The sequence below is a fragment of the Pseudomonas sp. R62 genome (assembly GCF_000257605.1).
GTDB lineage: Bacteria > Pseudomonadota > Gammaproteobacteria > Pseudomonadales > Pseudomonadaceae > Aquipseudomonas > Aquipseudomonas atacamensis.
The window spans coordinates 146,064-154,601 of the sequence record NZ_JH635999.1; the positions used below are offsets into that span (position 1 = coordinate 146,064).

Below are 8,538 nucleotides of genomic sequence, written 5' to 3' on the forward strand. Positions count from 1 at the left end.
CGATCACACGGTCATCCCTGTGGGAGCGAGCCTGCTCGCGAAGACGTTGGGTCAGTCGCCATCACCGGCAACTGATGCTGCGCTTTCGCAAGCAGGCTCGCTCCCACAGTAATTTGCGCTGGTAAAAAACAACCTGAGGTTCGACCTGTCATCTTCGGCAACGTAGAATGCGCGCCTTTCCCGGGCAATCGTCCCCACGATGGCGCCCGCGCATTTATCGGAGCACTTGACCATGACCGTCACCAAGACCAGCGAGTACCTGGAAACCCTCTACGAAGGCTACGGCCAGCGTTTTCGCATGGAAAAACTGCTGCACGAAGTGCGCACCGAACACCAGCACCTGGTGATCTTCCAGAACCCGCGCATGGGCCGGGTGATGGCGCTGGACGGCGTGATCCAGACCACCGAAGCCGACGAATTCATCTACCACGAGATGCTCACCCACGTGCCGATCCTCGCCCATGGCACTGCCAAGCGCGTGCTGATCATCGGCGGTGGTGACGGCGGCATGCTGCGCGAAGTGACCAAGCACGCCGGCGTCGAGCACATCACCATGGTTGAAATCGACGGCACCGTGGTCGACATGTGCAAGGAATTCCTGCCGAACCATTCCGCCGGAGCCTACGACGATCCGCGCCTGAACCTGGTGATCGATGACGGCATGCGTTTCGTCGCCACCACCACTGAAAAATTCGACGTGATCATCTCCGACTCCACCGACCCGATCGGCCCGGGCGAAGTGCTGTTCTCGGAGAACTTCTACCAGGCATGTCACCGCTGCCTGAACGAAGGCGGCATTCTCGTCACTCAGAACGGCACGCCGTTCATGCAGATCGACGAAGTCAAAACCACCGCCGGTCGCCTGCGCAGCCTGTTCCCGGACTGGCATTTCTATCAGGCCGCCGTGCCGACCTACATCGGCGGTTCGATGACCTTCGCCTGGGGCTCGACCAACCCGGCCTACCGCAAGCTCAGCCGTGAAACCCTGCAACAGCGCTTCATCGGCAGCGGCATCGTCACCCGCTACTACAACCCGGAAATCCACATCGGCGCGTTCGCCTTACCGCAATACGTGCTGCAAGCGGTCAACAAGCCGAGCAACGACTGATCACGCTGACGTCGCTCTACAAGGGAGCTCTTGTGGCGAGGGGATTTATCCCCGTTGGGATGCGCAGCATCCCTGAACCGGCCTGCGCGGTGTCTCCGTCAAACCGCAATGGACGGTCTTACGACTGCTGCGCAGCCGGACGGGGATAAATCCCCTCGCCACAGAGTCCGCCCTATCGATCGGATGGTTATTTTCACCGTTGTCGGCTGTAATCCTTTTGAACCAACTATCGCGGAAAAAAGTCGAGATAGAGGTAAGCCCATTTACGGGTTGATCGAGGAGGCACTGATGCAAAAGTGGAAAGTCACTTTCGTGGATGATCACGGTGAAATTGTCGATGAAGTCTTCGAACGTGAGGAATGCCCGTCCGATGATGAAGCCGCACGGCTCGTCAAAGAGCGGCTTCTTCCGGTCGCCGCCCAGCTGGATCTCAACGATCTGGAAGGGCGCACCGCCGATGCCGGAGTGAAAAACCTCAAGACCCAGAACGGCATCGAAATCCGCAGCATCACCCCTGTCTGAACACTTCCTGTCATCTCGTAAACCAGGCCTTGGCAGCGGCGCTCTCTTGGGGCTACTCTGCAAGCGAGATCAGCGAATGGATCGCTAAGGTCTGGTCTTGTCAGCTACATGCTTGTTTCCCGCGCGCAACCACGTTGCCGTAGTACTTAGGCCAAAAGGCCCGGGGCGGGAATACGGAAAGTCTATCCATCAATCGAGGGGGACGATTCATGAGCACAGCCTATCAAGAAGACATCAGCAGCAACGTTCTGCGCCGCATGAAAGAAGGCGGTTTCGATTTTTCCCGGTTCCATCCCATCGAGTTCTACGCGATTTTCCCGGACGAGGAGCGGGCGCGCAGGGCAGCAGGCAAATTTCGCGGTGAGTCCATCAATGCCCAGGTCAGTGCGCGCGACGACGGCGCCTGGTCGCTGGAATTGAGCAAAGTGATGTACGCAACCTATGACGACATCGGCGATTTCGAGCAAGGCTTTTCAGCCGTGGTCGAACCGCTGGGCGGCATTATCGAGGGTTGGGGCGTGAAGCAGGAGGTGCGCAATCGTTACCGGTTGAATTGATATTGCGCATTGTCTGTCGGGCAACGGCTGACCTTCGGGTCGGCCGTTGTCGTTTCTGGCTTCTGCATATCGCAGTGGCAAAACCCTGAAACAAGAATCCTGGGCAAAAAAAAAGCCACCGGAGAGGGTGGCTGAAAGGGAAGACGGGTATGCAATAAAGTCCTGTCGGGACGGGGCTGCCAAGGCAGTTCAGATCAGTTGAGCTGTCTACTTCGCGGCGGCGTGCCGGGGAAGTTTTGCAGCGAATGCGCGGATTATCCGCAGTCGTGGCCGGGCAGTGAAATCAACTCTGACTATGCTGGTGATAGGCGATGCAGTGCGTCGCAATGAAGCGGGGGCAATCGGGCCGGGGCATTTGCCGCACAGGAATGGTGCGCAGCCTTCGGCGTGGATCTACAACCGATTGAAATCAAAGCGTTTATGCCGATGGCACGGGCCTTGCGAAGGCCTGTATGTCCGGAGTGACAAGGAGTACGGCATGATCCGCACCTATTTTGACGAGATGTACGATGCCGGCGGCCTGGTCCGCCCGCATTACCGGGAATTTGCCCGCTGGCTGGCCGAGACGCCCGACGAGCTGCTCGCGCAGCGCCGCCGCGAGGCCGATCTGCTGTTCCACCGTGCCGGGATCACCTTCACGCTCTATGGCGACGAGCAGGGCACCGAGCGCCTGATTCCGTTCGATACCATTCCCCGCAGCATCCCCGCCAGTGAATGGCGGATTGTCGAGCGCGGCTGCATCCAGCGGGTCAAGGCGTTGAACATGTTTCTCGCCGACCTCTACCACGAGCAGCGCATCATCAAGGCCGGGATCATTCCCGCCGAACAGGTGCTGGCCAACGAGCAATACCAATTGGCGATGCAAGGTCTGGATCTGCACCGCGATATCTATTCGCACATCTCCGGCGTCGATCTGGTGCGCGATGGCGATGGCACTTATTACGTTCTCGAAGACAACCTGCGCACACCCAGCGGCGTCAGCTACATGCTCGAGGACCGCAAGATGATGATGCGCCTGTTCCCCGAACTGTTCTCCGCCCAGCGCATCGCCCCGATCGATCACTATCCCAATCTGCTGCTCGACACCCTGAAAAGCTCAAGCCCGATCGACAACCCGAGCGTGGTGGTGTTGACGCCGGGACGCTTCAACAGCGCGTTCTTCGAACATGCGTTTCTGGCGCGGGAGATGGGCGTGGAACTGGTCGAAGGTGCGGATCTGTTCGTGCGTGACGACAAAGTCTTCATGCGCACCACCGATGGCCCGAAAGCGGTCGACGTGATCTATCGCCGCCTCGACGATGCCTTCCTCGATCCGCTGGCATTCAACCCGGACTCGATGCTCGGCGTGCCTGGGCTGTTGTCGTCCTATCGCTCCGGCAATGTGGTGCTGGCCAACGCCATCGGCACCGGGGTGGCGGACGATAAATCGGTGTATCCGTTTGTCACCGACATGATCCGTTTCTACCTCGACGAAGAGCCGATTCTGAAAAACGTGCCGACCTGGCAGTGCCGCAACCCGTCTGAACTTTCCCACGTGCTGGCCAATCTTCCGGAACTGGTGGTCAAGGAAACCCAAGGCTCCGGCGGTTACGGGATGCTGGTCGGGCCGGCCGCGACGACGGCGGAAATCGATGCCTTTCGTGAGCGCATCAAAGCCAAACCCCATGCCTACATCGCGCAGCCGACGCTATCGCTGTCGACCTGTCCGACCTTTGTCGAAAACGGCATTGCACCGCGCCATATCGATTTGCGTCCGTTTGTGCTGTCCGGTCGCGAAACCCGTGTGGTGCCTGGCGGTTTGACCCGTGTCGCGTTGCGTGAAGGCTCCCTGGTGGTGAATTCCTCCCAGGGCGGCGGCACCAAGGACACCTGGGTAGTCGAGGATTGAAGGAAGCTTGCCATGTTAAGTAGAACTGCCTCGGATCTGTACTGGATGTCGCGTTACCTGGAGCGTGCGGAGAATCTCGCGCGCATGCTCGACATCAGTTATTCGCTGTCGCTGATGCCGCAGGACGGGCGCGGCGATGGTCTGCATGAACTCGCCATGCCGTTGCTGATCACCGGCACCCTGGACGATTACCTTGAACGCCACGGTGACCTGCACGCCGAGCGCCTGCTGCATTTCTTCGCACTGGATGCGGCCAATCCGGCCAGTATCTACAGCTGCCTTGGTGCAGCGCGGGCCAGTGCTCATGCGGTACGCGGGCGAATCACTGCGGACATGTGGGAAAACATCAACGCGACCTGGCTGGAAATTCGCGGCATCGCCGAACAGGGCTTGAGCCGCTATGGCATGAGCCGTTTCTGCGAATGGATCAAGGAGCGTTCGCACCTGTTTCGTGGCGCCTCATACGGCACGATCATGCGCAACGACGCGTTTCGCTTCATTCGTCTGGGCACGTTTATCGAGCGCGCGGACAACACGCTGCGCCTGCTCGATGCCCGTTACGAAATGGCCGGTGATCAGGCCGAAGCAGTCAGCGATGGCACGGCGCACGCCTATTACCAATGGAGTGCGCTGCTGCGCGCCTTGTCCTCATTCGAGGCCTACACCGAAATCTACCGAGACGCGCCCGGCGCCCGGCATGTCGCCGAACTGCTGCTGTTGCGCGCCGATGTGCCGCGTTCGCTGCGTGCCTGTACCGAAGAAATCGACCAGATCCTCGCGCAACTGCCAGGCGCCAACGGCCGACCGGCACAACGCCTGGCGGCGGAAATGGATGCGCGCCTGCGCTACACCGGCATCAACGAAATCCTCGAAGAAGGCCTGCACGCCTGGCTGACTGAATTCATCCCGCTGGTGCGCCAGTTGGGCAACGCCATTCACAGTTCCTACCTGGAGGCTGCATGAGACTTTCCATAAGCCACGAGACCACCTATCACTACGAAGATCAGGTGCGCGCGAGCATCCAGTACCTGCGCCTTACGCCCCACGACAGCGAGCGCCAGCATGTCCTCAGTTGGCAACTCGACCTGCCGCGTCCGGTGCGTGCGCAGCTCGATCCGTTCGGCAACATCCTGCATGTGCTGACCATGGACGAGCCCCACGAAGCGATCATCATCGGCGCCCGTGGTCAGGTCGATATCGATGAATTGCGCGAGGCCGAACATGAGAGCCAGTCGGCGCTGCCGTTCCTGCGCTTCACACGCCTGACCGAAGCCGATGAAGCCTTGCGCGAATTTGCCGCGAAGAACTGCAAGCAACGGCGAGATCGCACCGCGCTGATCGACTTGATGCATGGTTTGAATCAGCACATGACCTACACGCCGGGCTCAACCGAAGTCGACACCAGCGCCGCCGAAGCTTTCGCCGGTCGCGCCGGTGTTTGTCAGGATCATACCCATGCGTTTCTGGCCTGCGCGCGCAGCCTCGGCGTGCCGTCGCGTTACGTGTCGGGTTATCTGTACAGCGAAGATTGCGAGCATCTGGCCAGTCATGCCTGGGCAGAAGCGTGGCTGGATGACGCGTGGTACAGCTTCGACGTGACCAACCAACTGGCGCGCCCGGAGCGACACCTGAAGCTGGCGGTGGGTCTGGATTATCTCGACGCCTGCCCGGTCCGTGGCATGCGCCGGGGCGGCGGCTGCGAGCAGATGCATGCGAAGGTGTTCGTCTCGCCGACGCCGGTTATTTCCGTGCAGCAACAATAGCTCGACGCACGCAAAGCCCTGTGGGAGCGAGCCTGCTCGCGAAAGCGGTTCATCAGCCAGCCAACCAGCGACTGACACTCCGCCTTCGCGAGCAGGCTCGCTCCCACAAGGGAGACTGCATCAAGGCTTGGCTTTGCGGCCGGCCATGTGCTTGAGATAGCCCACCAGCATTTCCAGGTCTCCATCCGGCAACACCTGCGCGGAAAACCCGGGCATCTTCGCCTGCGGCCACTGACGCAAACTCTGCGGATCGCGGATGTAGCGCTTCAAGAAATCCGCACCGAAATACTCGGTCGGGCTATGCGGAATATTCAGATCCGGACCGAACTGCGCGTCTCCGGCACCATTCAACCGGTGACAGGCCAGGCAGTTTTTCTGAAACAGGGCAAAACCCTGGTTCACCGGATCATCGGCCTTCAAGGCAGGATCGGGCAGCAGGGCAGGGAAGCGTTGGGCCACTGGCGCCATCAGCTTGATACTGGCGACTTCGAACGGCCACTGTTCGGGGCTGACATTGCCGGCCTGCGGATCGGTCCAGACCAGATAGAACGGCCCGGCGCTGTGCTTGCCGGCAGACAGCGGTGGCCACGGCCGCGCCGGGTCCTCGATTGCCAGCCATGCGCGTGCGCCGTCCTTGTTCAGCAAGGGCGCGGCGGCCAACTCTGCGGCAAAGCCATCCAGTGCCACCGCCTGCAAGTGATCCTCCGGCTTGACCCCCGTCAGCAATGCGGCCAGCGGCACGGCCTGATAGGTCATGTCCTTCTTGTAGGAAACATCATTGTTGATCGTGAGGGTTTGCACATGAGGATGCTTGAGCAGCTCTTCGGTCTGCCAGGTGCGGCTGTTTGCGCCCAACTGCAGATCCAGTTGTGCAGCGGACAAGGGCAAGCTCAGCAGCAAGGTACCGAGCGCAATGAGCGTTTTCAAATGATCGCCGTCCATGTCGTGGGAGTACGCAAAGGTTGGCACAACCACGCTGGCCCGGGTAGCGGGCCAGTCACATTTTCAGTGGCGATATACAGCACGCGACGTTTGAATCAGCCGATGACCTTGGTCAGATTCGGCAAGATCAACAACAGCGTCGTGGCGAAAAGAATGAGTCCTGCTTGACGTACTTTCGGTTGTTTGAACATGGCTTGACCGCCTTTATTGTTATTTCCTGATGCATGCCTGACTGCATATCCCTGACGGCACGCGTTGCACTTCCTGTTGGAGCACGCCCGTCTCGGCAAAACCCGACGACGATGGCGTACATCTTCACCTTAGAGCCCGCGTCTCCCTTCGCTTAGATCCATTTCATATGGAGTTCTTTGCAAAAGCTCTTAAAACGGCATGAGGCGTATTGCCAGCTTCTTTGCCGCCCGCTGGCTAGACAACTCGGTGACCTGAACCGGTTCATCTGATGACGGATGACCGTCCGTCTGAGCGTGTGCGTCAAGCGCTTTGAGCAATGTGGTCATTGCTTGCCAGTCGGCGCAGGGCGAAAGTGAAGTGACAATAAATCAGGTTCGAGGACGTCATGACTGAAGCTTTGATTTTCGATGCGTTGCGCACCCCGCGTGGCAAAGGCAAGGCCGATGGCGCGCTGCACAGCGTGAAGCCGGTCAACCTGGTGGCCGGTTTGCTGAGCGCCTTGCAGGCGCGCACCGCGCTGGACACCAGTCAGGTCGATGATGTCGTCCTCGGCTGCGTCACGCCGATTGGCGATCAAGGCTCGGACATCGCCAAGACGGCGGTGCAAGTGGCCGACTGGGACGTCAGCGTCGCCGGTGTGCAGATCAATCGTTTCTGCGCTTCGGGTCTGGAAGCGGTGAATCTTGGCGCGATGAAAGTGCGCTCGGGCTTCGAGGATCTGGTGGTGGTTGGCGGCGTCGAGTCGATGTCGCGGGTGCCAATGGGCAGCGATGGCGGCGCCTGGGCGCTGGACCCGCAGACCAACCTGCACAGCCATTTCACCCCGCAAGGGGTCGGCGCCGATCTGATCGCCACCCTTGAAGGCTTCAGCCGGCAGGACGTCGATGCCTACGCGCTGCACTCGCAGCAAAAAGCCGCACGAGCGCGGGCCGACGGCTCGTTCAACAAGTCGCTGGTGCCGGTGCAGGATCAGAACGGCATCATCCTGCTTGATCACGACGAGTTCATCCGCGCCGAATCGACCCTCGAAGGCCTGGGCAAGCTCAAGCCAAGTTTCGAAATGATCGGGCAGATGGGCTTTGACGCCACGGCGCTGCGGGTCTACAGCCATGTCGAGCGGATCAACCATGTGCACACGCCGGGCAACAGTTCCGGAATTGTCGACGGTGCGGCGCTGATGCTCATCGGCTCCGAAGCCAAGGGCCGCGCGCTGGGGCTGCAGCCACGCGCGCGTATCGTTGCCACGGCCGTCACCAGTACCGACCCGACCATCATGCTCACCGGCCCGGCGCCGGCGACCCGCAAAGCGCTGGCCAAGGCCGGACTGCGGGTGGAGGACATCGATCTGTTCGAGGTCAACGAAGCGTTTGCTTCGGTGGTGTTGAAATTCATCAAGGACATGGCCGTCGATCCCGGCAAGGTCAACGTCAACGGCGGCTCGATCGCCATGGGCCACCCGCTGGGCGCCACCGGTTGCGCGATCCTCGGCACCCTGCTTGATGAACTGGAAGCGCGGCATCTGCGCTACGGCCTGGCGACGCTGTGTGTCGGCGGCGGCATGGGCAT

Annotated in this window: 8 protein-coding genes; 7 read left to right on the top strand and 1 reads right to left on the bottom strand. The window is 60.4% G+C overall.

The annotated features are described in order from the left end of the window. Positions 1-232 precede the first annotated feature (232 nt). The 6 genes from speE (at position 233) to OQK_RS19115 (ending at position 5,838) form a co-directional block, all read left to right on the top strand. A complete protein-coding gene (gene speE, locus OQK_RS19090) occupies positions 233-1,108 on the top strand; it encodes a polyamine aminopropyltransferase (protein WP_016773785.1) in 876 nt (291 codons plus the stop codon). Positions 1,109-1,396: 288 nt separating this feature from the next. Further along, entirely contained in the window at positions 1,397-1,630 is a 234-nt protein-coding gene (locus OQK_RS19095) for a hypothetical protein (RefSeq protein WP_016773786.1), read from the top strand. Positions 1,631-1,839: 209 nt separating this feature from the next. Further along, entirely contained in the window at positions 1,840-2,187 is a 348-nt protein-coding gene (locus OQK_RS19100) for a ribonuclease E inhibitor RraB (protein ID WP_003223226.1), read from the top strand. Between the two features lie 478 nt (positions 2,188-2,665). Next, positions 2,666-4,075, top strand: coding sequence for a circularly permuted type 2 ATP-grasp protein (locus OQK_RS19105; protein ID WP_016773787.1), 1,410 nt, complete (start codon positions 2,666-2,668; stop codon positions 4,073-4,075). Between the two features lie 12 nt (positions 4,076-4,087). Further along, a complete protein-coding gene (locus OQK_RS19110) occupies positions 4,088-5,038 on the top strand; it encodes an alpha-E domain-containing protein (protein ID WP_016773788.1) in 951 nt (316 codons plus the stop codon). Continuing rightward, positions 5,035-5,838 carry a transglutaminase family protein gene (locus OQK_RS19115; protein ID WP_016773789.1) on the top strand — a complete coding sequence of 268 codons (804 nt, stop codon included), beginning with the start codon at positions 5,035-5,037 and terminating at the stop codon, positions 5,836-5,838. The genes OQK_RS19110 and OQK_RS19115 overlap by 4 nt, the downstream gene beginning before the upstream one ends. A 120-nt stretch (positions 5,839-5,958) precedes the next feature. Here OQK_RS19115 and OQK_RS19120 read toward each other — a convergent pair whose 3' ends face one another. Further along, positions 5,959-6,780, bottom strand: a complete 822-nt coding sequence (locus OQK_RS19120; RefSeq protein ID WP_016773790.1) for a c-type cytochrome — start codon at positions 6,778-6,780, stop codon at positions 5,959-5,961. Between the two features lie 577 nt (positions 6,781-7,357). Between OQK_RS19120 and OQK_RS19125 the strand changes: the two genes are divergently transcribed. Next, positions 7,358-8,538, top strand: a 1,181-nt coding sequence (locus OQK_RS19125) for an acetyl-CoA C-acetyltransferase (RefSeq protein ID WP_016773791.1), incomplete at its 3' end; no start/stop codon positions are given.